Origin of the sequence: Arthrobacter terricola (assembly GCF_004354015.1) — a bacterium.
In the GTDB taxonomy this organism is placed as follows: domain Bacteria; phylum Actinomycetota; class Actinomycetes; order Actinomycetales; family Micrococcaceae; genus Arthrobacter; species Arthrobacter terricola.
The window spans coordinates 106,955-129,816 of sequence record NZ_SMRU01000010.1; the positions used below are offsets into that span (position 1 = coordinate 106,955).

Consider the following 22,862-nt stretch of genomic DNA (forward strand, 5'->3'; position numbering starts at 1 on the left):
AATGCTGGGGGTCCGCACGGATGCCAACCCCCAGCATTCAGACGGCCTATGTCTCTACTTGCCGATGACGCCGATCGGGACGATCTTGCCGTTCTCGACCTTGTAGCCGTAGACATCCGGGGTGGCCAGTTCACCGGTGGAATCCCACTTGTAGTGCTTTGACAGTCCGTCCGCGTCGTAGGACTTTACCCAGGACAGAAGGTCGGGACGAGTCTGCTTGCCCTTGTCGATGCCGGAGAGCAGGACAGTCACAGCGTCGTAACCTTCAATGGAGTAGGTTCCGGGCTCGGCGTTGGCCAGCTTCTTGTATTCGGACTCGAAGCTCGGGATCAACTCGCCCGGGATGCAGGGGCAGGTGAAGTAGGCGTTCGACGACGCGTCGCCTGCCTGCTTGATGAACTGGTCATCCTTCACGCCGTCAGGGCCAACGAACGATCCCGTGAATCCCTTGCCAACCAGCTGCTGGTCGAACGGTGCGGCTTCTGCGTAGTAGCCGGCGTAGTAGACGGTGTCTGCCTTCGCGTTCATGATCTTGGAGATGACGGCCGAGAAGTCCTTCTGGCCGGTGATTACCTTGTCCGAACCGACCATGGCGGAACCGAGTGCCTGGGACGTGGTGGTTCCCAGGCCGATGCCGTAGTCGGAATCATCCTGGACCAGGTAGACCTTCTTGGCCTGCAGCTTGTCCGTGAGGAATTTGGCTGCCGCAGGTCCCTGGACGGCGTCATTGCCGAGGGCTCGGAAGAAGGTCGTCCAGCCGTTCTTGGTCAGGCTCGGGTTGGTGGCCGACGGCGTGATGTGCACCAGGCCCTTCTGCTCGAAAATATTGCCGGTCGCTTTGGACTCACCGGAGAAGGGCAAACCCACAACGCCGATGATGTCCGGTTCGGAAACGATCTGCGTTACCGGACCCGTGGCCTTGTTCGGGTCGCCTTCAGTATCGAACTTCTTGAATTGGACCTGGCAGCCAGGGTTGGCAGCGTTGTGCTGGTTGATGGCCAACTGGATGCCGTTGAAGATGTTGATGCCCAACTGGGCGTTGGGTCCGGTCTCGGCACCGGCATAAGCAATGGTGGTGGTTGACGGGCACGTTCCCTTGCCGTCGCCCGCGGGTAGTACAGCATCGGCGGGAACGTCGACCTTGGAAATCGAAGGAATGTTGACCCTGCTGCTGCTCCCCGAAGATTCCGTATTGCTAGGACCGGACTGGTTCGCGCAGCCAGCAACCAACATCCCGAGGGCGGCCGTCGTCGCTATCGCCGAAATGACTTTCTTCCCGTACATAAATAACCTCCGCGCCGCATGTGATTCGTGGTCATTCGCCCGAAGCGGGTTTCACTTCGAACATGTTCCATGAGCGTACTACCAAATATGTGTCCCACAACACATATTTGCAGGTCAGGATCGTGTAACGGTCGGCTAAAGGAGGCAGGGGGAATTCACCGTGTGAACCGCAGGTAAATTTTGTGCCCCAGCCGGGACTCGAACCCGGACTGAGCGGATTTTAAGTCCGCTGCCTCTGCCGATTGGGCTACTGGGGCGCCCGGACAATCGTAACCCAGCCTGTCCCCGGGAGTGTTGCTCGTCAGCCTGCGTGGAAAGGCGGGGCATAGCGGAAGGTGCCCTTCACGCCGTCGGGCCATGCTTTCAACGGCAACAACTGAAAGTGATCCCCCCACGCGGGATCGGGAGCCTCGATCCCCAGCGTCGCCGCGGGAACGTAGCCGAAGCGCGGGTAGTAAGCGGTGCTGCCAAGCAGGGCGATGCCCGGCTCCCCCGCCCGGTCGGCCCGGCGGGCCGTCTCGCGCAAGAGTGCGGATCCGATGCCGCGCCGTTGCAAGTGTGGCTGCACGCTGATGGGGCCCAGGCCCAAGAGTCCGAGCTCGCCGATCCATCCCCGCGTGCTGATGACGTGCCCTACGACGTCGCCCCCGATCTCGGCCACGATGCTGAAGTCCGGAAGGTAGTCATCGGAGTCGAACAACTCCCGCAACAACTTCACCTCCTCGGGCGACCCTTCCACCGGCAGGCCAGTAACGGGGCTGACCGAGAAGGCAGAGGCTGTCAATGCCAGGACGTGCTCGCGGTCGGACGGCTTTTCCGTCCGCAGCACGACGCCTTGCGCCAAGAGTTCCAGGACGGCCATCGCGTGTCCGGACTGGTCGGCCGGAACCAGCAAATGGTCGTGGTGGAATCCCGCCAGCACATTGCAGCTGATACCGGCGGCGGTCAGCGCGGAACTCACAGCCGCGGTCAGGCCGACGGCGTCCAGTGCCGAGTGGATTTGGAGGGTGATCCAGGCCGCGACGAAATCGTACGACACGCCCAGTCTCTCGGCTTCTTCGCGATGCAGCACCACGGTCAAGCCTTCTGCCTCCCGGACGGCGGCCTCAACTTGGCCTTCCAAGGGCTTGCCGTGCGGCCACAAGGCGTACACGTAGTCGCCGTCGCGAAGCGCCGGGTGCATGGACGTGAGGAGGGTCGTCAGATCGCTTTCGCCTGCCATGGTGCCAAGTTTAGGCAGAGATTGTGTACACGTAACGCCCTTATGGAGAGGTTTTAAGGGCGTTATCTGTACACAAACTCCGGGGACGACGACGGCGACCGCCCCTTCAGGGGAACGGTCGCCGTCGTCGGGACTGCTTTGGGTGGTGCTACTTGGCGCTGGCCGCTACCGGGTCCTTGGACTCGGCAGCCGGCGCGGGCGCCGGAGCTGCTGCCGGCTTGGGAGCCGGGGTTGCAGCGGCGACGAAGGCGCCGCGCGGGTTGTCCAGGTCCAGCAACTGGGTGGTGTCGCGACCCATGGTCATGCCCAAAAGCCAGTTGAAGATTACGCGGACCTTGCGCTCGCCCGTGGGGATGGCCAGGCCGTGGTAACCACGGTGTGCCAGCCAGGCGAGGCCGCCCTTGAGGCCGATACGGCCGAAGAGGTTGATGTTGGCAACGCCCTTCCACTCGCCGAAGCCGGCAACAGCACCGAGGTTCTTGTGCTTGTAGTCGGCCATCGGCTTGTCCCAGCGGGATGCCCACAGGTTCTTCGCGAGGCGCTTGGCCTGGCGAAGGGCGTGCTGGGCGTTGGGAACGCAGGTACCGTCCGGCAGGCCCTTGCCCGTGAGGTCCGGAACAGCGGCGATGTCGCCAGCGGCCCAGGCGTTGTCGATGATGCCTTCGTCACCGGCGATGCGCAGGTCCGGAAGGACGCGGACACGGCCGCGCGGTTCGAGCGGGAAGTCGGTGGAGCGGATCATCGGGTTGGCCTGGACGCCCGCAGTCCACACGAGGGTGTCTGCTTCGAATTCCTGGGCAGGAGTCTTGTCCGGCAGGTTGATGAGCTTGAGGCTGCCCTCGGCGTTGTCGAGCGAGGTGTTGAGCAGGACCTCGATGCCACGGCTGCGCAGGTGTCCCACAACCCACTCGGCCTGCTGTGCGGTGACCTCGGGCATGATGCGGCCCATGGCTTCGACGAGGACGAAGCGGACTTCTTCCTGGCGGATGCGCGCGTTGTTCTTGACGGCGGCGCGGGCCAGGTCTTCCATTTCGGTGATGCACTCGATGCCGGCAAAACCGCCGCCCACAACCACGAAGGTCAGCGCCCGGGTGCGTTCGGCAGGATCCGTCATGGTGGAGGCAACCTCGATGCGCTCCAGGACCTTGTTGCGCAGTGCCACAGCTTCTTCGATGGTCTTCAGGCCGATGCCTTCGTCCGCGAGGCCCTTGATGGGGAACGTGCGGGTGATGGCGCCCGCGGAAACCACGACGTCGAAGTACGGAACCTCGAAAGGCTCGCCCCCGTCAGCCGGAGCCACAACCGCGGTGCGGTTCTGGTGGTCGATGCTGGTGACGCGGCCCTGGATCAGCTCCGTCTGCTTGAGGTGCTGGCGGTGGGAGACAACGGCGTGGCGCGCCTCGATGTTTCCGCCGGCCACCTCGGGGAGGAAGGGCTGGTAGGTCATGTAGGGAAGCGGGTCAACGACGGTGACGATTCCGCCGGCGTTGGCGATCTTCTTCTGCAGCTTGAGGGCTACGTACAGGCCGACGTACCCGCCGCCGACAACAAGGACACGGGGACGGTCAATAAGCTCAGGCGTGGTCATATCACTAGGGTACAGCACTTTGTGAAAATCTTCACTAGCTAATTCCCAAGTCTCACGCCAATGCCGCGAACGCTATTTCGGCGGACTCGGATCCACGACTTCCACCTCGCCCGATTCCGTCGCCTCCACCGGCTTCGGGGGCGCCCGATAAGCCCGCCGCAATTGGAACGTCGCACCGGCAAGGATCGCAATGAACAGGGCTCCAAAACCAACGACGACGGCGGCCGGAACCGTAGTATCCGCCTCGGACGGCGCCTTCGCCACAGGTACGGTAGGGTCGGGCAAAGGAGGTATGGAACTGCTTACTTCGGTGGTCGGCAACGGTGTGGGAGTGCTTAGGTCTCCCCGGCGATGGACCCGGATCCAGTCCGCTATCGAGCCCAAGGGATTCGTCTGGGTCTCCGGTACGTCGGCCTTGAGCGCGGCTTCGGCGTTCAGGATGCCGAAGCCGTAAATGGGATCCCTGCCCGGAGCGCCGGCGTCCTGGGCCGTAGACACGATGCGGTTGATGACCTGCTTGGCGCTCATCGTAGGCCATTTGGAACGGATGAGGGCAGCGACTCCGGACACGATCGGCGCCGAACCGGACGTTCCCGCCCAGTCTTCGTAGCTGCCCCCGGGGAGACCGCCCACGAGTTGTTCCGATGGGGCCGAGACCCCGATGCTTATCCCTTGCGACGAGGCATCGACGCTGGCGGTACGGTTCCGGTCAAGCCCCGCGACGGTCAGGACGCCGGGAATGGTCGCTGGTGCGCCCACCTGGACGTTGCCCGCGATTCGGTTACCGGCCGCAGCGACAATCACGACGTCCTTCTGCTCGGCGTAGAGGAAGGCGGCATCCCAGCTTTGCGGCCACTCCGGCGAGGTGCTCCCCAAGGAAATATTGATGACCTTGGCGCCGTTGTCCACGGCCCAGCGCACGGCCTCGGGAATCTGTTCCTGGTCCGTCTTGCCAGCGGGATTCGGCGAACCGAGCCAGGCCGACACCGACAAAATCTGGGCTTCGGGCGCGACGCCGACAATGCCGTCGGGCCCGATGGAGCCGGCTGCGGGAGAAGGCGATGCCGGAGCGCCTGACGGGCTCGGCGGAGTGTGCCCGCGCCCGGCCAGGAGCGTGGCAACGAGTGTCCCGTGCTCGGGCTTGGAACCGATACTCTTCTGCCCGTCCGGGCTGCCGGCCCCTGACGCGTCGGTTCCGCCGACTACTGCGCCTTTGAGGTCCGGATGCTGGCCGTCCACGCCGCTGTCGATGATGGCGACTTTCACGCCCGCGCCCTTGGACACTTGCCAGGCAGCGGAGATGCCGTATTCGTTGAGCCAGTATTCCTTGTCCCGCCAGGAGTCGGCGAATGCGGACGGCGCGAAGATCAACCCCCCGGCCAGGCTCCCTCCGGCCAGGACCGCAGCCAGCGCAGCCGCGGCCGCCCGGAAACGCCGACGAGGGCAGCTCCGTGGCTGGTGACGGTTGCCGCGCTGGAGTCCGCGGGCCATCAGCGAATACTCAGCGCGATGCCATCGAGGATGTCGTGCTCGCTTGAGGTCGCTTCACTGATCGCGCCATCGCTCAGCTCAGCCAGTCGCTGGAGGATGCGGCGCCACACAAGCGCTCCGGCGCCGATGACGTCCACGCGGCCCGGGTGCATGTACGGCAACCGCGCGCGCTCTTCGCGGGTCATCTCGATCAGGCTCGTAGCGGCGTCGCAAATGGTGTCAAGGTCGAGGCTCGCCCCGTGGATCGCTGCGGGATCGTATTCGCTCAGTCCCAGCGCATGAGCTGTGATGGTAGTGATGGTCCCGGCAACGCCCACGACGGCGGTGGCCTGGTTCAGCGGGACGGTGCGGTTCGCCAGGTCGATGGCGGCATCGACGTCGGCTTCCGCGGCGGCGAGTTCCGCCGGCGTCGGGGGGTCGCTATGGAGGTGCCGTTCGGTGAGCCGGACGCAGCCGATGTCGACGGACTTCGCCGCAATGACGCCGTCGTCGTCTCCGAGGACGAACTCGGTGCTCCCTCCCCCAAGGTCCACCACCAGCACGGCGTCGTTGCCGCTCGGCGGGAGGACGCTGCTTGCTCCGGCGAAGGACAATGACGCTTCTTCGTCGCCGGAGATGACCTCCGGTTCGACGCCAAGCAACGAACGGATCCCGTCCACGAAGACGTCCCTGTTACGGGCATCCCGGCTGGCGGACGTTGCCACGAAACGGATGCGTCCGGCCCTGTGGTGGCGGATCAGGTCGGCGTAGTCGCCGGCCGCCGCGAAGGTGCGTTCGAGGGCTCCGGGCGCCAATTCGCCAGTGGCGTCCACACCTTGGCCGAGGCGCACGACGCGCATTTCACGCACGATGTCCCGAAGCGGCGCGTGCGAGCCGGCGTCGTCTGCGTCAGCGATGAGGAGGCGGATCGAGTTGGTACCGCAATCGATGGCGGCTACGCGGTTCATGCGTACTGCTCCGGGGTGTCGGTACCGTTGGCAACGGCATGCTGCGATTTTCGGACGGGTGCCGGCCGGCCCACGATGTCCGGGAGGCCTTGCGGGCCGTGGCGGCTGAGGTCCTTCGAGGGTGCCTCCCCCGCGCTGTCCCAGGCGCCTTCGCAATAGCAGCGGTCCACGGTCCACCATTCCTTTATGGCTTCGATGGCTTCGTCGCCGAGCGGGTTCACCCCCGGCCCCGCCGCCAGTGAGTGGCCCACCAGGACGTGCAGGCACTTGACGCGGGTGGGCATGCCGCCGGCGGAAACGCCCGCGATCTCGGGAACATCCCCGGTCCCTACGCGGGCAGCGATCTCGTCGCGCGCCCGCAAGTAGGCGTCGTGGGCGTCACGGTAGGCGGCCGCCAAGGATTCGTCCGCCGCCAAGCGGTCGTTCATGTAATTCATGAGGCCGCCGGCTTCCAAACGGGAGACCGCAGAGGTGATGACGGGGTGCGTCAAGTAGAACGTGGTGGGAAACGGGGTGCCGTTGCTCAACCGCGGTGCCGTAGCCGCCACCAAGGGATTGCCGCACACGCAACGCGCCGGGATTTCGACGACGTCACGCACGGGCCGGCCGAGCTGGCGGCTCAAGACATCGAGATCGTGGGCTGTTGGCTTGCGGGACTCCTGCGAGGCAAGTGCCGGGTTTTCTTCCACTGGCGCTGCCGTCCTTCCTGCCCTGTTGGGTCGCGTCTGTTCAAAGCGCGACGGCGGCGGGCGCCGCGTCTAGTCTGTTGCCGAGCGTACGATCGAATCCCACAGCCCATCCACCCACGGCAGATTGGAAGGGGTCCCCGAAGCGCCTGAGGCGGTGCGTCCACCCGGTGTGCCGGCGGAATCGTCGCCGCCGAACACCCAATAACCGGCTTCACCCGGCATAACCATGTTAATGCGGTCCCGGGCCTGCTGTTTCACGTAATTGGGATCCTGCCAGCGCGTGATCTGCTTGCGCAGGTCGGCCTGCTCCGCCTGTTGACTCGCGATATCGGCCTGGAGGCCCGAGATTTCCGCTTTCTGCTCGAGCCAGATCTTGACCGTGGGCGCGAGCATGACGGTGATCGCGATCATCACCACCGCCAGGGCGAGCATCCGGCCGGAAAAAGCCCTCGCGGGAACCGGCCTGCCAGCGCCTGGGTCCCCGCCGGAGGATGCCGGTTTATGGGAAGCCTTGGAACTTGCGGAATCTCCCGTGCGGCCGCGCCCGGCGGATGTCCCAGTGGCTCCGCTGTGGGAAGCGGCTCCGTTCTTGGACGCGCCTCCGTTCTTGGAAGCGGCGCTGGCTGATCCCTTCGCTCCCGCTGAGGCCGGGGCCTCGTGCTGGCCGGTAGCCGCCTTGCGGGACTCGCCGAATTCGGCACGGATGACGTGGCCGCCGTCGGGGTTCTTTAGGGGCGCACCTCCGAGGGCGTCTGCCCGGGGGACCTTGGGACGGCGGGTTGCCATGACACTCCTGTAATGCCCGGTGTTTTCCTGGCGGGTTGCTGCTCGTCGCGTGCCTTCGGGCCAGCGGTTCGCCGAAGTGCAAGCGCGCTTCCTTAAACGGAACCGGTGGCTATGGTCTTTCCACCATAGCCACCGGTCAGGCGTTTACGCGGACACTAGCCCTTGAAACGCGGGAAAGCGCTGCGGCCGGCGTAGCGTGCGGCGTCGTCGAGTTCTTCTTCGATGCGCAGCAGCTGGTTGTACTTCGCGACGCGCTCGGAGCGGGCCGGGGCACCGGTCTTGATCTGTCCCGCGTTGGTGGCAACGGCGATGTCAGCGATGGTGGTGTCCTCGGTTTCGCCGGAGCGGTGCGAGGTGATGGTGGTGTAGCCGGAACGCTGGGCCAGGGAAACGGCGTCCAGGGTTTCGGTCAGGGAACCGATCTGGTTGACCTTGACGAGCAGGGAGTTCGCCGTGGCGGCGTCGATGCCCTGCTGCAGGCGCTCGGGGTTGGTCACGAAGAGGTCGTCACCAACCAGCTGGACCTTGTCGCCGATCGTGTCGGTGAGGGTCTTCCAGCCTTCCCAGTCGTTCTCGTCCAGCGGGTCTTCGATGGAGACCAGCGGGTAGTCGGCAACGAGTTCTGCGTAGTAGGCGCTCATCTCGGCGGCCGAGAGGGCCTTGCCTTCGAACTGGTAAGCGCCGTCCTTGTAGAACTCGGAGGAAGCGACGTCCAGCGCCAGGGCGATGTCCTGGCCCGGGGTGTAGCCGGCGTTCTTGATGGCTTCCTGGATCAGGTCCAGTGCGGCACGGTTGGACGGCAGGTTCGGTGCGAAGCCGCCTTCGTCGCCGAGGCCGGTGGAGAGGCCCTTGGCGTGCAGGACGGACTTGAGGTTGTGGTAGACCTCAACGCCCCAGCGGAGGCCCTCGGAGAAGGTCTCGGCGCCGATCGGGGCGATCATGAATTCCTGGATGTCGACGTCGGAGTCGGCGTGCGAGCCACCGTTGAGGATGTTCATCAGCGGGACGGGCAGGACGTGGGCGTTCGGGCCGCCCAAGTACTTGTAGAGGGGCAGGTCCGCGGAAGCGGCTGCGGCGTTGGCCACGGCGAGGGAAACACCGAGGATGGCGTTGGCGCCGAGCTTGCCCTTGTTGGCCGTGCCGTCGAGGTCGATCATGGCCTGGTCGATGCTGCGCTGGTCCGTTGCGTCGAAGCCGATCAGAGCCGGGGCGATTTCGTCGATGACCGCGTCAACGGCCTTCTGGACGCCCTTGCCGAGGTAGCGGCCCTTGTCGCCGTCGCGCAGTTCAACGGCCTCGTGTTCGCCGGTGGATGCGCCGGACGGAACTGCCGCGCGGCCGATCTGGCCATCGGAAAGCAGAACTTCAACTTCTACTGTCGGGTTTCCGCGGGAGTCAAGGATCTCGCGGGCGTGGATGGCATCGATAAGCGCCATGGACTGCTCCTTATGGTGAAGCGATTTACTGGGAATCTAGAGGGAACTTCTCGACGTCCTCGTCGCCACTAGCCTAGTCGAGACGGGCCAACGTTACGGAACGGCGACGGACCCGGGCCTTTCGTGTGGCTTCTATGCGGTTTCGCTTCCATTTTGTTGGTAGCGGCGAACCGCGCCGCGCAACGCCCGTTCGGCGTCGAGGCCTTTCTCCCGCGCGCCTGCGACGACGGCGAGCAGGAGGTCGCCGAGGTCGCCTTCGGAGCTGGGAACCTCCGCCGGGACAACGTCCGGGCGGGGGTGCCCGACGACGCCGGAACGCGCCGCCCGATCGGCCCGGTCGAGGGATTTCTGTGCCAGCGCCAGCGCCGGGAGATGGGGTGGTATGCCTTCGAATGGATCTGTCCGTCCAGGCTTTTCGGCCTTTTTGACGGCATCCCACTTCTCGACGATCTCTTCGACCGTAGCCGGAAAGGAGTCCTGCAACGTTCCGTCCGGTCTGAAGACGTGCGGATTGCGCCGGATCATCTTCTCCGTAATGGTCCGGGCAACGTCGTCGAACGCGAACTGGCCGCGCTCCTCGGCGAGCCGGGCGTGAAGTACTACTTGGAGCAGTACATCGCCCAGCTCGCCGCGGAGTTCATCGGCGAAACCGGCGCTTTCGGAACCGGACTCGGAACCGCCCCGGGAACCGGCCTCGATCGAATCAACCACTTCGTAGGCTTCCTCGATCAGGTACTCCACGAGCGATTCGTGCGTCAAGGCCCCCATCCAAGGGCAATGTTCGCGAAGGGACGCGATGGTCTGGACAAGCGCGGCTACGGCTGCGCCCTGTGCACCTGAATGCCCGCTAGGCAAGGTTGGCGTAGGTGTCGTTGATGTACTCCACCAGGGCCTCTTTTTCGTCCAGCGGCAAGAAGGAGGATTCGGCTGCGTTCAGGGTCAGTTCGAGGAGATCGTCGAGGTCGTAGTCGAAGGTCTCGACGAGCAGTTCGAATTCCTCTGTCAGGGTCACTCCGCTCATGAGCCGGTTGTCCGTGTTGATGGTCACGTTGAAGCCCAATTGGTAGAGCATGTCCAGCGGGTGGTTCTCGATGCCTTCGCCGAAGTTCGCGATCGCTCCGGTCTGGAGGTTGGACGACGGGCAGATCTCCAATGCGATCCCGCGGTCGCGGACCCAGCCCGCCACTTCACCCAGGGTGACCATTCCTACGGTGTCTTCGGCGTCGTCGTCGGAATCTTGGTCGGCGTCCTCGAATTCGACACTGATGTCTTCCGCGATCCGCACGCCGTGCCCGAGGCGCAACGCGCGGCCGTCCACAAGGGCGGACTGGATGCTCTCCAGCCCCGCTGCCTCGCCGGCGTGCACGGTGGCCGGGAAGTTGTGCTCGGCGAGGTAAGTGAAGGCGTCCTTGAAACGGGAGGGGAGGAAGCCGTCTTCGGCTCCGGCGATGTCGAAACCGATGGCACCGTTGTAGCGGTGGCGGACGGCGAGTTCCGCGATTTCCTGGCCGCGGTCCGCGTGGCGCATGGCCGTGATGAGCTGGCCGACCCTGATCTGGCGGCCGGATTCCTCAACAACCGCAACACCGGCGTCGAGGCCCTCCTGCACGGCCTCTACAACCTCATCCAGGGTGAGGCCTTTCTGCAGGTGCTGCTCGGGCGCCCAGCGGATCTCGCCGTACACCACGCCGTCGTCCGCGAGGTCCTCAACGAATTCTCTGGCGACCCGGGCCAAGCCCTCTTTCGTCTGCATGACGGCGACCGTGTGGTCGAAAGTTTCGAGGTAGCGGACCAACGAACCGGAGTCGGCCGACTCGCGGAACCACTGGCCCAGCGCAACGGGATCGGTGGATGGCAGGACGTGGCCGACGGCGTCGGCAAGCTCGATGATGGTGGCCGGGCGCAGTCCCCCGTCCAAATGGTCGTGAAGGGAAACCTTCGGAAGTCGCTTCAGGTCGAAGTCAAGGGCTGGGGCGGCGTCAACAATTGGCTCAGTCACCCCTCAACTCTAGGGGGACGGGAGGAGCTTAGCCAGCAGGGTGGGAGCGTTCGACGCCGGCCGTCGCGTTGATCCCGGAGCGGCCTTCCGCGGTGGTCCCCGCAGGAGAAGCTACTCCACCGTCCGCCGCACCGCTTTTCTCGGCATCCTTCTTTTCGAGGTGCTTGTGCCACCAGCGCAGGGCGTGGTCAACCACGAAGCCCACCACGACGGCGAACGCGATCGCGATTCCCACGCCAAGGAGCGGATTGTTGTGCACCCAGCGTCCGGCGAGCGCACCGATACCCACGGAATAACCCACCCAGGTCAGGCAGGCGAAGGCATCAAGCCAGAAGAAGGTCTTGCGGCTGAAGCCGGTTTGCCCGGCGACATAGTTCACCGCAACGCGGCCCCAGGGAATGTAGCGCGCTGTGAAGATGAGTACCGCGCCACGCTTGTCCAGCTCGTAGTGGGCCCAGGCAAACATCTTCTGGACCTTTGGTCTGCGCATCCATTTCCACCGGTCATGGCCGATCTTGCGTCCCAGCAAGTAGGCCGTGTTGTCGCCGGCCATCGCGCCGATGAGGGCCGTAGCTCCGAGGAGCCACAGGTTCGGCTCACCATGGTGCATCGCCAACGCCGACAGGCCCACGATCGCGGTCTCGCTTGGCAGGATCGTGGCAAAGCCGTCGATGAAGAAAAAAACCAGGAGCGCTGGATAGATCCACGGCTGCCCGGCGGCATGCTCGAGCATGTGGTTCATGAATTCCACGCAGGCATTGCTCCTCAAGGAAAGTCACACGGTTGCGTGACATAGATCGCTCTCAATTGTCCCATGGCCGGAGTGTCGTTCGCTACGCCCCGGCCGAAGGGGATCACAACTTAAGGCTAACTCGCAAGTCACACGCAACGCGTCCCCCTCCGGGCGGATATCCGCGCTTGCCAGGCGTCATACCGGAGGATGAGGACGGGAGGGCTATTTGACGGACTCCGCTTCGGTTTCCCCGGGCTCGTCCGCGTCTTCGGACTCGGCTGGAAGGGGTCCGCGGACCTTGCTGATGACGCGGTCAACAACGATTCCGAGGATGACGGCAGCAATGATCGCGATGACGGCACCGAGCACGTGGTTGTGCTCGAACCATTGGCCGAAGAACACGCCGATTGCCACCGAATAGCTCGCCCACATCACTGCGGACAGGGCCGTGAGTGCTACGAAAGTGCCGTGGGAAAAGCGGGTCGCACCCGCGGTGAGGTTCACCGCCACGCGGCCGATGGGGATGAAGCGGGCCACCATGATCAGGGAAGCCGCCCGCCGTCGAAGTTCCCGTCCGGCCCAGCGGAAGGCGCCCTGCATCCTCTGGGAGCGCATCCACCGCCATCGCCGGACTCCGATCTTCCGCCCGATCAGGTAAGCCAGGTTGTCTCCCGCGAAGGCACCGAGCGCACCCACGAGGATCAGGGACCACGCATTGGGCACGCCTGCGGTCGCTGAGACGGCCGCAAGGCCCACAACTACCGACTCGCTCGGGATGGGCGGGAAGAAGCCATCAATCAGGCAGCACGCAAAAACCAGGAGCAAAACCCACGGCTGCCCGGCAGCGGCGAGGATGAAATCGTTGATTGCCTGCACGGTTTCCTAACGAACGGCTCTCGGGATAGTCTCCCGGGCGCACGAAGCGCCCGGGAGGACGAGCTACGAAATTCTGTCGATGATGAGGCGCTGCGCCGGACGTGAGCCTTCCGGTGCGATGACCACGGCACCTTCAAGGGCCTCCTTGGCCCTGCCGAACTTCTCCGGAGTATCGCTCAGGAGCGTCAGGAGCGGCTCACCTGCCCGTACCAGAGCGCCGGGCTTGGCGTGCATCCGGACTCCCGCTCCGGCCTGCACCGTGTCTTCCTTGCGGGCACGGCCGGCGCCGAGCCGCCAGGCCGCCACCCCCACGGACAACGCGTCCAACTCCACCAGCACTCCGTCGGCGGGCGCCGGGATCACTTCGGACTCTTTCGCCACCGGCAAGGCCGCGCGCGGATCGCCGCCTTGGGCTTCGATCATCCGGTTCCAGACGTCCATTGCCCTGCCGTCCTTCAGCGCGGCCGCCGGATCGGCGTCGCGCACTCCGGCGCTTTCGAGCATCTCTTCGGCGAGCCTGATAGTCAGTTCGACGACGTCTTCCGGACCGCCGCCGGCGAGGACCTCCACCGATTCCTCCACCTCAATGGCGTTCCCAGCTGTCAAGCCCAACGGTGTGGCCATGTTGGTCAGGAGTGCGACCGTCTTGACGCCGGCGTCCTTGCCGAGGGCAACCATGGTTTCGGCCAACTCGCGGGCGCCGGCTTCATCTTTCATGAACGCGCCGGAACCCACCTTCACGTCGAGGACCAAGGAGCCGGTGCCTTCGGCGATCTTCTTGCTCATGATGGACGACGCGATCAGCGGGATCGCCTCAACCGTGCCGGTAACGTCCCGCAGGGCATAGAGTTTCTTGTCCGCGGGAGCCAAGCCGGCGCCGGCCGCGCAGATCACCGCACCGACGTCCTGCAATTGCGCCAGGATTTCCTGGTTTCCGAGGTTCGCCCGCCAGCCCGGGATGGCCTCGAGCTTGTCGAGCGTGCCGCCGGTGTGGCCCAATCCCCTGCCGGACAACTGCGGCACTGCCACCCCGAAAACCGCCACCAACGGCGCCAGGGGCAAGGTGATCTTGTCCCCGACGCCACCGGTGGAGTGCTTGTCGGCAGTCGCCTTCGTGCCGCCGTCGGGACGCCGAAGGCTCGAAAAGTCCATCCGCTCGCCGGACGCGATCATCGCGGCAGTCCAGCGCGAGATTTCGGCACGGTCCATTCCGTTGAGCAGGATTGCCATGTTCAATGCCGCCATCTGCTCGTCGGCGATGGCGCCGCGGGTATAGGCATCGATGGTCCAATCGATCTGTTCCGGGGTGAGCGTGCCCTTGTCCCGTTTGATGCTGATGATCTGGACGGCGTCGAACGCTTCAGTTTGTGTCACCGGTTTTCCTCCAGGTGTGCCATGTTGTCCGGGCCGAATGCATCGGGCAGGACCTCGTCCATCGTTTTGATGCCTTGGGTTGTCATGAGCTGCATTCCGGGCGCGCGGAATTCGTACAGCAGCTGGCGGCAGCGCCCGCAGGGCATGAGGACGTTGCCCTTCGCGTCGACGCAGTAGAACGCCTTGAGCTTTCCGCCCCCGCTCATGTGCAGGTCGCCCACAAGCGCGCACTCAGCGCACAGGGTCAGTCCGTAGCTGGCGTTCTCCACGTTGCAGCCGCTGACGATCCTCCCATCGTCGGTGAGCGCCGCCGCCCCCACCGGGAAGTTCGAATACGGCGCGTAGGCTTTGCGCATCGCCGCGACGGCGACCGCTTCAAGGGCCGGCCAATCCACGTCGGAATCTCCAGGTGCCACGGTCAGCCCTTGACGTACGGTATGCCGCTGGCCGCGGGAGGCCGGGACCTGCCGACCAAGCCGGCGACGGCGAAGACCGTCAGGGCGTACGGGAGCATCGCCATGAACTGGCTGGGCACGGGCGATCCGATGATGGTGATGACGCTCTGGAGGTTGTCAGCGAACCCGAACAGCAGTGCCGCCAGGAACGCACCGATCGGATTCCACCGGCCGAAGATCAACGCTGCCAAGGCGATGTATCCACGGCCGCCGGACATGTCCTTGCTGAACGCATCCACGGAGACCAACGTGAAGAAGGAACCGCCGATGCCCGCGATCGCGCCGCCCATGAGCACGTTCCAGAACCGGGTCCGGTTGACGTTGATGCCCACGGTGTCGGCAGCTTGCGGGTGCTCGCCGACTGCCCTCACGCGAAGGCCCCACTTCGTGTGGAACAAGCCAAGGTAGACCACAATCACGGCGATGTACATCAGGTAGCCCACCAGCGACTGGTGAAACAGGATCGGACCGATGATGGGGATATCGGACAGGAACGGGACATCCACTGGCGGAAGGTGTCCCGGCTTGTTGAGGCCATCCGGGTCCGCCGTCAGGAGCGTCGAGAACAAGAAGCTCGTCAGGCCACTGATCAGGACGTTGAGTACCACGCCCACGATGATCTGGTTGACGAGGTACTTGATGCTGACCACTGCCAGCACCAGCGAAACCAGCGCCCCGGCAACCGCCGCAGCAACCAGTCCGGCATACACGTTGTGGGTTACCGTCGCCACAACCGCCGCCGAAAACGCTCCCAGGAGGAGTTGGCCTTCGATAGCGATGTTGACCACGCCCACGCGTTCGCACAGGACGCCGGAGAGCGAACCGAAAACCAGCGGCACGGCCAAAGTCACCGATCCCGCGATCAAGCCCGCGAGGGAAATCGCCGGTTCGGCGTCGTTCCCGTGGGCCACGATCCACACCAGGAATCCGACCAGGAAGACAGTGGCGAAGACACCGCCCACCCAACGGGGCGTGGTCTTCTTCGCTTGCGTCAAGAACACCGAGTAGCCGGCCAGGGCAAGGAGGACCACGGCGCAAATCCAGCCGACCGGGCCGGATTCAAGCGTGATCTTGGAAACCTTGGCCACCCCGAGCGCCGCCAAGCACAGCGCGATGACTGCCGCCACGGTACATGCTGGAATCCAACGCGGGACCGTTGCGTATCCGCTACCTGTCCCCGAACGACGCACGAACCACAGGTAACCAAGCCCGGCAGAAATCACCAAGGCCAGGATCAGGGTGATCCACGCCGCGAGGGTTGACGCGCCGGTATTCGACGCCTCGGCGATGCCGAAGCCCGCCGACTTCGGGCCGGCCATGAAGGCGAACAGTATGGTTCCGAGGATTGCGAGCAAGGACAATCCGATTCCGGCCTTCCAGCTCACGAGCCTGCTCGCGCCAGGTTTTCCGGTGTGCCCGGGGCTGTTGCCGGCCGGAGCTCCGCTGCCGGACTGGGTAGTTGTGGTGCTCATGCCGTTGCCGCTCCGCTCTCGATTTTCCCGCCGGCCGTTGCTCCTGAGCCGGTTCCTGAGCCGTGGCCGCCCGTTGCGTTCTTCTTTTTCCGCGGATTAAGTCCGAAGATCGCCCGCACGAGAGGCGGCGCCGCGATGAACAAGACGATCAGCGATTGAATGACCAATACGATGTCGATCGGAGTCTGGGTCTGTGCCTGCATGGCGACGCCTCCGGCGCGGAACGCACCGAAGAGCAGCCCCGCGAAGAACGTCCCCCACGGCGTCGACCGACCAAGCAAGGCAACCGTAATGGCGTCGAAGCCGATTGACGCGGCGACACCTCCGGAGAGGTACTTTTCCGTCCCCGACACTTGGGCGATACCCGCCAGCCCGGCGAGCGCTCCAGCAAGCGCCATGACCAGGACCACGGCCCGGGGAACATTGATTCCCGCAGTGCGGGCCGCGCTCTGGTTGGCGCCCACCGCCCGGAATTCGAAGCCGAGGGTCGAACGGTTGAGGAGCCACCACACGAACACCGTTGCCAGCACTGCGACAAGGAACCCGGCATGGAGCCTGAACTGGGGTCCGAGGAGTTCCGGAAACAGTGCCGTTTGGTCCAGGAAGGGCGAGATCGGATTTGTCGAGCCTTTGCGCTGGAATGCCGGGGTGGTCAGGAGGAACAACAACAGGAAGTTGGCGATGTAGTTCAACATGATGGTCACGATGACCTCATGGGCACCGGTCCGGGCCTTGAGGAGGCCCACGAGGCCACCCCAGAGGGCGCCGCCAACCAGTCCTGCAATGATCACCACCACAAGGTGGAGCAGGAACGGCAGATGCCAGGTGAAGCCCACATAGGCCCCGAAGAGGGCGCCGAAGATGATCTGGCCTTGGGCGCCGATGTTGAAAAGTCCGGCCCGGAAAGCCAAGGCCACTCCGAGCCCGGCAAAGATCAAAGGCGTAGAGACCGTCAGGGTCTCAGTGATCGGGTACAGCTGGGCAGCCGTGTCCGCTCCGGCCCAATTGAACAGCGAGCCTTGCACCAATGCCACGTAGGGCTTGAAGACCTCACTGAGCATGTCCCCCGGCCGCGCGAAGAAATAGCCTGCGGTCTCCGCCACCCTGGGGTTGGTGACCGCCATCAGGATGCCGCCCAGCACAATGGCGAGAAGCACTGACAGCACCGAAACCATGGCGTTCCCGGTGACGATCTGGCGGAAAAGCGAGCCGCCCGCCGCGTGCGGGATGGTGCCGCCCTGGCTGGAAGCCGGCACCGGCGAAGGTGCCATGGCACCATCCGCGGTATCGAGCGCGACGTCGGTGGCGACGTCGTCGTCTTCGTCACGGGGTGTCTTGGCGTCAGGCATGGGTTCCTCCTTCGTGGGTCTTCTGGGCGGTGAGTTCTGCCTCGTGCTCCGGGACGCCCGCCATCATCAGGCCGAGAACGTCGCGCGACGTACCCGCGGGGACGATTCCCACGAGCTTCCCGCGGTAGAGGACGGCGATCCGGTCGGCGAGCTCAAGCACTTCGTCGAGCTCGGTGGAAACGATCATCACCGGTGTTCCGTTGTCCCGTTCGGCGATGACCCGTTTGTGCACGAATTCGATCGATCCGACGTCGAGTCCCCGGGTGGGTTGCGAGGCGATGAACAGCCGCAAAGGCCTCGACAGTTCCCTCGCGAGCACCACTTTTTGCTGGTTGCCGCCGGAGAGCGTGCCTACTGCCGCGTTGATCGACGGCGTCCTGACGTCGAACTCCTCGACCTTTTGCTCTGCGTGGGAGGCGATCTGTGCCGGCTTCATGCCGATTCCCTTGGCGAAAGGTGCCTTGTCATACAGGTCCAGGACCATGTTCTCGGAGATCGAGAAGGTCCCCACCAGGCCGTCGACCTTCCGGTCTTCAGGAACGAACCCGACGCCGGCGGACAGGACCTGCTTGACGCTCTTGCCGAGGAGTTCAACGCCGTCGAGGGTGATGGAGCCCGTGACGTGCGGCTGGACTCCAAGGACGGCTTCCGTGAGTTCGGTCTGGCCGTTTCCTTGGACACCGGCGATAGCAAGCACTTCGCCTTGGGAAATATCGAAACTCAGCCCGTCCACGACGTGTTGGCCGTTCTGGTCCACCACTACGAGGTCACGGACTTTGAAGGTCGCGTCGCCGGGCTCTGCCGGCTTCTTTTCCAAGGTAAGGCTGACCGACCTGCCCACCATGGCGGAGGCGAGTTCGGTGGGGGAAGCCGAGGGATCGGCCGAACCGACCACCTTGCCACGGCGGATCACGGTGATGGTGTCCGAAATTTCCTTGACCTCGCGCAGCTTGTGCGAAATGAAGACAATAGATTTTCCGTCGGCCTTGAGCTGGCGGATGATGGCCAGGAGCTCGTCGGTTTCCTGCGGCGTAAGTACGGCGGTGGGCTCGTCGAGGATGAGGACTTCCGCATCCCGGACGAGTGCTTTGATGATCTCCACCCGTTGCTGGACACCCACAGGCAGGTCTTCCACCATGGCGTCCGGGTCCACGTCGAATCCGTATTGCTCCGAGATCGCCTGGATCTTGCGCCGGGTTTCGTCGAGGTTCAGGAAACCGGCGGCCTTGGTGGCCTCGTTGCCCAGCGCGACGTTTTCCGCCACCGTGAACACCGCAATCAGCATGAAGTGCTGGTGCACCATTCCGATTCCCGCTGCCATGGCATCTCCGGGTCCCTTGAAGACCACGGGTTTGCCGTTCACCAGGATTTCGCCGTCGCTGGGATCGTAGAGTCCGTAGAGGACGTTCATGAGGGTGGATTTTCCGGCGCCGTTTTCGCCCAGGAGGCAATGGACTTGGCCGGGTTCCACCACGAGGTCGATGTGATCATTGGCTACGAGGGATCCGAAGCGCTTCGTGATCCCTTTAAGTTCGAGTTTCAAAACCCCAACCCATCTATGAAGGATGGCTCCTCGTCATCGCCGTGCTCCCAGCATAGTGCGCGGCCGGAGAGTGTCGAAGAGCAGTAATGGAGGCAAAGCAGAACGCGCTGCCCTCCGCCGTAACCCGGCTGAAGGGCAGCGCGCCTCGGGTTCGCCCGGAGTGGTCTTTGGACCTATTGCTTGGGGCTGGACTTCGATTCAACCTTGACCGCGCCGGAGATGATGTCCTTCTTCAGCTGGTCGAGGTCGCTCTTCATGTCCGCGGAAACGGCAGAGTCGAGGTCGTGGAACGGAGCAAGTGCCACGCCGCCGTTGTCCAGCGTGCCGATGTAGGGGCTGGGGTCGAACTTGCCGTCCTTGTCGTCCTTGATGACGGACTCGACGGCGGTTGCCATGGTCTTCTGGACGGAGGTCAGGATGACTGACTTGTATTCGGTCGCGGTCAGGTAGCCGTCCGAGTCAACCCAGATCAGCTTGGCGTCCGTGCCCTTGGACTTGGCGTCGAGGATCGCGCTTCCGGCGCCGGCGCCTACGGGTCCGGCGACGGGAAGGACGATATCGGCTCCCTGGTCGAGGAAGCCTTGGGTGAGGACCTTGCCCTTGTCGATCTGCTTGAAGTCGCCAACAAAGGTGCCGTCCTGCTTGTCCTTGTCCCAGCCGAGCAACTGGACGGACTTGCCCTTCTTCTGGTTGTAGTACTTCACGCCATCGGAGAAGCCGTCCATGAAAATGGTCACCGTAGGGATGTTGAGGCCGCCGAAGGTTGCCACCTTGCCGGTCTTGGAAGTCCCCGCAGCCAGGTAGCCGGCCAGGAATGCGGCCTGGGCCGTGTCATACACGATCGGCTTGACGTTCTTCGGGAACGTGGGGTCGGAGTAGTCGATGATGGCGAAGTGGCTGTTCGGATTGGCCGTTGCGATGTTCTTGGTCGCGTCGCCGAGGAGGAAGCCGACCGTGACGGTCAGCTTGCAGCCCTGCTGGACCATCGAGCGAAGGTTGGGATCGTAGTCCGTGTCTGCCTTGGACTGGACGTGCTTCTCCTGGATGGAAAGGTCCTTGGCTGCCGCTTGGAGGCCTTCGAATCCCGACTGGTTGAACGACTTGTCGTCGAAGCCGCCGGAGTCGGACACCATGCACGCGGTGTAGTCGGACTTCGTGGCACTCCCGGAGCTGGACGCGGAGGGCGCGGCCCCGCAGCCTGCCAGCAAAAGGGCAGCGGCGCCGGCTGTTGCGACGCCCGCAAATGAACCGCGCTTCAGGTTGGCGCGGAGTGACTGCTTCAATTTTCCTCCAGGAAGAAAGTGATTGATGCTACGACAGATGGTCAAGCTGGGCACCACACTAGTGGGATTGAACACACCCCGCTAACACAAAAGCCCAACAATCCGAAGATTGTTGAGCTTTTGTTACCAATCAGTAGTGCGCCACGAGGCGCTGTTGTTCCGAATGGAGGTGGGAGACCTTCGTCGCTTCGCCGTCGTAGCGGTGGGGTGAAGCTGGAGGCAGCCGTTCTCGGGGATCACCGAGAACCGGTGGGAGCAGCCTCGACAAAGTCGGGCCGATTCAGGACTGCCGGATGGGTCGGGCCCGGTGAGCGAGACGGGAAGGTATACGAGAGGAACCGGTGTCGTTACGCCTCTTCAGGCAACGCCAGCTCCAACCCGGTGGATGTGGGCTGGTATGCGGTGCACGCCCGCCCCTCATTTCGGGCGGGGGACTCCTGGTCCGGCTTGCTCTTCGCGGCCAGGAGGCCACGGTGAAAGTCTACGGCGTAGCCGTGGCGATGCCGCAGGGGTAGAGCCGGGTGCCTAACCCGTCAATCGGACGACAGTGAACGTGGGAACCGTCTGTAACCGTTCCATTGTCTGCTCCCGGCCAGGGAGGGGGAGATGGATGGGCCTGATGCCGGCCGAAGGTTATGGGTGGGGCGGAGCCGCCGTAGTACTCCGGGCCGGGGAAAGCCCGCGCACATGGGGAAGGGCGGCAGCGTGTCAGTTAACGAAAGGTTGCAATGTTCGAAGAAGCGCCGGTGAATACCGGCGCCGTGCAGTGGCCGGATGCTGATTCGGCTTTCTGGACGGTACGAAGCATGCAGATCAAGTTGCATCGTTGGGCGAAGGAGGATTCCTTTCGCCAGTTTGGTGACCTGTTTAACCTTGTCTATGACCCGGCGTTTCTGGTGCACGCGTGGAAACGCGTGTCCTCCAACGCCGGGGCGCGGACGCCGGGGGTGGACCGGGCCACGGTGGCCTGGGTCGAGTCCCGGATTGGGGTAGAGGCCTTCCTGGGCCGCGTTCGTGACTTGCTGAAGTCAGGCGAGTTCGAGCCGGTCGAAGTGCGGCAGGTGCAGATACCGAAGGCGGGCGGGAAACTCCGCAAGCTGGGTATCCCCACCGTCGCGGACCGGGTGGTCCAGGCGAGCCTCAAGGCGGTGTTGGAACCCATTTTCGAGGCGGACTTCAAACCGTGCTCGTATGGGTTTCGACCTAACCGCCGGGCCCAGGACGCGATCGCCGAGATCCATTTTCTGGCCAGTCACTGGCATGAGTGGGTGCTGGAGGCCGACATCCAGGCGTGTTTCGATGAAATAGGGCACACGCCGTTGATGGAACGGATACGGCATCGGATCAAGGACAAGCGGGTTCTGGGGCTGGTCAAGGCGTTCTTGAAGGCCGGGGTCATGACGACCGCCGGGCATCGCGAGGAAACGCTGAGCGGCACCCCACAAGGCGGGATACTCTCCCCGCTGCTGGCGAACATCGCGTTATCGACGTTGGATGAGCACTTTGATGAGCAACGGCGAGAACAGATGGGAACCGACCAGCAGCGGGCCAAACGCAAGCGCGATGGCCTCGGCAACTGGAAGATTGTCCGCTATGCGGACGACTTCGTGGTGATGGTGTCTGGAGAACGCAGGCACGCCGAGGCGTTGCGGGAGGAGGTGGCCGAGGTGCTCGCCCCGATGGGGTTGCGGCTGTCGCCGGAGAAGACCCGTGTGGTCCACATTGACGAGGGTTTCGACTTCCTCGGTTTTCATATCCATCGGCGACGGAAACGAGGAACACAGAAACGCTGCGTTTACACCACACCTTCGAAGAAGGCCGTCCAGTCGGCCAAGGACAAGGTACGGCACAAGACGCGCAGGTCGACCCTGCACATGAGTCTGGGAGAGTTGATTATCAGTCTCAACCGGACGTTGCGGGGATGGGCGACGTACTTCCGGCACGGTGTGTCCTCGCGGGTATTCCAGCAACTCGACAGCCACGCGTGGTGGCGGATCGTGAGTTGGATACGCACGAAATACAAGGGCAAGAGCCGGGTCAGCATGAAGGAGGTGCGCCGTCGTTTCTGTGACAGGGGATGGCGGATCGCCCATGCGGGGGTCGTGTTCACCGGCGCATCCAGCGTCGCTGTGACCCGCTACCGCTACCGCGGCAGCACCATCGCGGCCCCCTGGACAACCAAACCGGCAGCCGCCAGTAGCGGCTGACCAGCGGTCAAGACACGTGGAGAGCCCGGTGCGTTGAGAGGCGCACGCCGGGTTCGGCGGGCGGGCCGCAGAAACCCACCGGGAGCAATCCCGGCAGGGCGCTGCGGTCCGACCCAACCAGGGTTCTT

At 64.2% G+C, this 22,862-nt stretch carries 19 protein-coding genes and 1 tRNA gene; 1 reads left to right on the plus strand and 19 read right to left on the minus strand.

The features are described from left to right. Window positions 1–54: 54 nt before the first annotated feature. The 19 genes from E1809_RS10235 to E1809_RS10325 form a co-directional block, all read right to left on the minus strand. Window positions 55–1,284 carry a branched-chain amino acid ABC transporter substrate-binding protein gene (locus E1809_RS10235; protein WP_133204126.1) on the minus strand — a complete coding sequence of 410 codons (1,230 nt, stop codon included), beginning with the start codon at window positions 1,282–1,284 and terminating at the stop codon, window positions 55–57. A 183-nt stretch (window positions 1,285–1,467) separates the two neighbouring features. Further along, window positions 1,468–1,541 (minus strand) — tRNA-Leu (locus tag E1809_RS10240). A 44-nt stretch (window positions 1,542–1,585) separates the two neighbouring features. Continuing rightward, the gene (locus E1809_RS10245; protein WP_133204127.1) at window positions 1,586–2,506 is read right to left on the minus strand and encodes an N-acetyltransferase; all 921 of its coding nucleotides are present in this window, start codon (window positions 2,504–2,506) and stop codon (window positions 1,586–1,588) included. A gap of 148 nt (window positions 2,507–2,654) precedes the next feature. Next, window positions 2,655–4,094 carry an NAD(P)/FAD-dependent oxidoreductase gene (locus E1809_RS10250; RefSeq protein ID WP_133204128.1) on the minus strand — a complete coding sequence of 480 codons (1,440 nt, stop codon included), beginning with the start codon at window positions 4,092–4,094 and terminating at the stop codon, window positions 2,655–2,657. Between the two features lie 72 nt (window positions 4,095–4,166). Next, window positions 4,167–5,585, minus strand: a complete 1,419-nt coding sequence (locus E1809_RS10255) for a S8 family serine peptidase (protein ID WP_133204129.1) — start codon at window positions 5,583–5,585, stop codon at window positions 4,167–4,169. Continuing rightward, on the minus strand, window positions 5,585–6,532 hold the full coding sequence (locus E1809_RS10260; protein WP_133204130.1) for a Ppx/GppA phosphatase family protein: 948 nt from the start codon (window positions 6,530–6,532) through the stop codon (window positions 5,585–5,587). The genes E1809_RS10255 and E1809_RS10260 overlap by 1 nt, the downstream gene beginning before the upstream one ends. Next, a complete protein-coding gene (locus E1809_RS10265; RefSeq protein ID WP_133204131.1) occupies window positions 6,529–7,221 on the minus strand; it encodes a DUF501 domain-containing protein in 693 nt (230 codons plus the stop codon). Before E1809_RS10265 ends, E1809_RS10260 begins: the two co-directional genes overlap by 4 nt. Window positions 7,222–7,290: 69 nt before the next feature. Further along, window positions 7,291–8,007: an FtsB family cell division protein gene (locus tag E1809_RS10270; RefSeq protein ID WP_133204132.1), complete on the minus strand. Its 717-nt coding sequence runs from the start codon at window positions 8,005–8,007 to the stop codon at window positions 7,291–7,293. A gap of 155 nt (window positions 8,008–8,162) precedes the next feature. After that, window positions 8,163–9,443: a phosphopyruvate hydratase gene (gene eno, locus E1809_RS10275; RefSeq protein WP_133204133.1), complete on the minus strand. Its 1,281-nt coding sequence runs from the start codon at window positions 9,441–9,443 to the stop codon at window positions 8,163–8,165. 132 nt (window positions 9,444–9,575) lie between these two features. Beyond that, entirely contained in the window at window positions 9,576–10,211 is a 636-nt protein-coding gene (locus tag E1809_RS10280; protein WP_133204134.1) for a MazG nucleotide pyrophosphohydrolase domain-containing protein, read from the minus strand. Window positions 10,212–10,290: 79 nt separating this feature from the next. Continuing rightward, complete coding sequence (locus E1809_RS10285) at window positions 10,291–11,442, minus strand: adenosine deaminase (RefSeq protein ID WP_133204135.1); 1,152 nt, start codon at window positions 11,440–11,442, stop codon at window positions 10,291–10,293. A 28-nt stretch (window positions 11,443–11,470) separates the two neighbouring features. Then, window positions 11,471–12,175 carry a DedA family protein gene (locus E1809_RS10290; RefSeq protein ID WP_133204183.1) on the minus strand — a complete coding sequence of 235 codons (705 nt, stop codon included), beginning with the start codon at window positions 12,173–12,175 and terminating at the stop codon, window positions 11,471–11,473. Window positions 12,176–12,397: 222 nt separating this feature from the next. After that, a complete protein-coding gene (locus E1809_RS10295) occupies window positions 12,398–13,051 on the minus strand; it encodes a DedA family protein (RefSeq protein WP_133204136.1) in 654 nt (217 codons plus the stop codon). Window positions 13,052–13,114: 63 nt separating this feature from the next. Next, window positions 13,115–14,425 (minus strand): thymidine phosphorylase, encoded by a 1,311-nt coding sequence (locus E1809_RS10300; RefSeq protein WP_133204137.1) that lies wholly within the window; start codon window positions 14,423–14,425, stop codon window positions 13,115–13,117. Beyond that, on the minus strand, window positions 14,422–14,841 hold the full coding sequence (locus E1809_RS10305; RefSeq protein WP_133204138.1) for a cytidine deaminase: 420 nt from the start codon (window positions 14,839–14,841) through the stop codon (window positions 14,422–14,424). The genes E1809_RS10300 and E1809_RS10305 overlap by 4 nt, the downstream gene beginning before the upstream one ends. Before the next feature lie 2 nt (window positions 14,842–14,843). Then, on the minus strand, window positions 14,844–16,352 hold the full coding sequence (locus E1809_RS27060) for an ABC transporter permease (RefSeq protein WP_235835542.1): 1,509 nt from the start codon (window positions 16,350–16,352) through the stop codon (window positions 14,844–14,846). Next, window positions 16,349–17,701 (minus strand): ABC transporter permease, encoded by a 1,353-nt coding sequence (locus tag E1809_RS10315; protein ID WP_235835543.1) that lies wholly within the window; start codon window positions 17,699–17,701, stop codon window positions 16,349–16,351. Before E1809_RS10315 ends, E1809_RS27060 begins: the two co-directional genes overlap by 4 nt. Next, window positions 17,694–19,244 carry an ABC transporter ATP-binding protein gene (locus E1809_RS10320; protein WP_133204139.1) on the minus strand — a complete coding sequence of 517 codons (1,551 nt, stop codon included), beginning with the start codon at window positions 19,242–19,244 and terminating at the stop codon, window positions 17,694–17,696. Before E1809_RS10320 ends, E1809_RS10315 begins: the two co-directional genes overlap by 8 nt. Window positions 19,245–19,417: 173 nt before the next feature. Then, window positions 19,418–20,527: a BMP family lipoprotein gene (locus E1809_RS10325; RefSeq protein ID WP_133204140.1), complete on the minus strand. Its 1,110-nt coding sequence runs from the start codon at window positions 20,525–20,527 to the stop codon at window positions 19,418–19,420. A 728-nt stretch (window positions 20,528–21,255) separates the two neighbouring features. On the opposite strand from E1809_RS10325, the gene ltrA reads away from it, so the two are divergent. Next, complete coding sequence (gene ltrA / locus E1809_RS10330; protein WP_133204141.1) at window positions 21,256–22,734, plus strand: group II intron reverse transcriptase/maturase; 1,479 nt, start codon at window positions 21,256–21,258, stop codon at window positions 22,732–22,734. The last annotated feature ends 128 nt before the right edge of the window (window positions 22,735–22,862 follow it).

What these genes read in the sequence shown, in the direction of transcription:
- E1809_RS10315 (WP_235835543.1), bottom strand. Translation starts at nt 17,701, where the DNA reads ATGCCTGACGCCAAGACACCCCGTGACGAAGACGACGACGTCGCCACC.
- E1809_RS10270 (WP_133204132.1), bottom strand. Translation starts at nt 8,007, where the DNA reads ATGGCAACCCGCCGTCCCAAGGTCCCCCGGGCAGACGCCCTCGGAGGT.
- E1809_RS10235 (WP_133204126.1), bottom strand. Translation starts at nt 1,284, where the DNA reads ATGTACGGGAAGAAAGTCATTTCGGCGATAGCGACGACGGCCGCCCTC.
- E1809_RS10250 (WP_133204128.1), bottom strand. Translation starts at nt 4,094, where the DNA reads ATGACCACGCCTGAGCTTATTGACCGTCCCCGTGTCCTTGTTGTCGGC.
- E1809_RS10290 (WP_133204183.1), bottom strand. Translation starts at nt 12,175, where the DNA reads ATGCTCGAGCATGCCGCCGGGCAGCCGTGGATCTATCCAGCGCTCCTG.
- E1809_RS10280 (WP_133204134.1), bottom strand. Translation starts at nt 10,211, where the DNA reads ATGGGGGCCTTGACGCACGAATCGCTCGTGGAGTACCTGATCGAGGAA.
- E1809_RS10255 (WP_133204129.1), bottom strand. Translation starts at nt 5,585, where the DNA reads ATGGCCCGCGGACTCCAGCGCGGCAACCGTCACCAGCCACGGAGCTGC.
- E1809_RS10245 (WP_133204127.1), bottom strand. Translation starts at nt 2,506, where the DNA reads ATGGCAGGCGAAAGCGATCTGACGACCCTCCTCACGTCCATGCACCCG.
- eno (WP_133204133.1), bottom strand. Translation starts at nt 9,443, where the DNA reads ATGGCGCTTATCGATGCCATCCACGCCCGCGAGATCCTTGACTCCCGC.
- E1809_RS27060 (WP_235835542.1), bottom strand. Translation starts at nt 16,352, where the DNA reads ATGAGCACCACAACTACCCAGTCCGGCAGCGGAGCTCCGGCCGGCAAC.
- E1809_RS10260 (WP_133204130.1), bottom strand. Translation starts at nt 6,532, where the DNA reads ATGAACCGCGTAGCCGCCATCGATTGCGGTACCAACTCGATCCGCCTC.
- ltrA (WP_133204141.1), top strand. Translation starts at nt 21,256, where the DNA reads ATGTTCGAAGAAGCGCCGGTGAATACCGGCGCCGTGCAGTGGCCGGAT.